The sequence below is a fragment of the Vibrio sp. 2132-1 genome (genome assembly GCF_033344315.1).
The window spans coordinates 1-924 of sequence record NZ_JAWPON010000150.1 but is presented as its reverse complement, the minus strand read 5'-3'; the positions used below and the strand labels follow the sequence as shown (position 1 = coordinate 924).

Annotated in this window: 1 protein-coding gene and 1 pseudogene; both read right to left on the bottom strand. The window is 45.9% G+C overall.

The features are described from left to right. A partial coding sequence (locus tag R8N47_RS24065) for a transglycosylase SLT domain-containing protein (RefSeq protein WP_318185960.1) occupies nucleotides 1–557 on the bottom strand: 557 nt, incomplete at its 3' end. Between the two features lie 258 nt (nucleotides 558–815). Beyond that, nucleotides 816–924: pseudogene (locus R8N47_RS24060) on the bottom strand (hydroxyacylglutathione hydrolase); the annotation flags it as partial.

The following is a 924-nucleotide window of genomic DNA, read 5'->3' as shown; positions in this document are numbered from 1 at the left end:
GCATCCGTTGCTGCTGCCACATCTCTGCGCCCGTCATACCAGTAGTTTTGTTCAAGCCCCATCATTTTCCCGGTGCCTGGCACAAACTGCCACAAACCTGCTGCGCTACCGTGCGAGTAGGCGAAAGCGTCAAATGAGCTTTCCACAACCGGTAGAAGAGCAAGCTCCATTGGCAAACCTCGTTCTTCGATACGTTGCGTGATCATGTAAAGAAATGGCGCTGCACGTTTAGATACCGTGTACAGGTGGTTTGGGTGTTTCAAATACCACGTACGGTAATAATCCACTTTCTTGTTGTTTGGGATGTCCATTTCAAGCTGCATAGCAATACGTTGCCACACATCTTCTTGTTCCTGAGGAGAGAGAACTTTTGGCGTATCCTTAGCAGAATCTTTCGCCAAAGATTGTTTGTTTTTAGATTTAGTCTTAGTGGCATTCTGCTTAGCAGTTTGCTCTGACTTGTTGGTTTCTGGAGTTGGAGTGGTGGACGAATTTGGCTGAGTCAATTGACAGCCAGATAATAGCAACACCAACGCCCAGCTATACTTCAAACGCATGGGTTCAGCCTATTTAGGGCCTTTTTATCTTCTCCTGCCTGTCGCGCAGCCTAAGTTGCGTGGCAGTCGTGAGATAATAGACATCTTTTAACACTAACTAATATTCAATAGAGGCGGAGAGCTTCTAAAATTATGCATGGGAGCGACATTCAAGTTGATTTATATCGACCCCAAACGTAAGAGAAGCGCCAGTGGCGCTTCCCAAAAAATCAGCCCCTGATAATACTGGGGTCTTGCAAACTTACAAGCAGAAAATGGTTAAAATTCGTTCTTCCACTCACGCAAAGCAGTAAAAACCGAGCATGGATCGCTATTTTTAATGCGGTTCGCGACAGACTTAACAACGTCTGGATTGGTGGTACGCAAG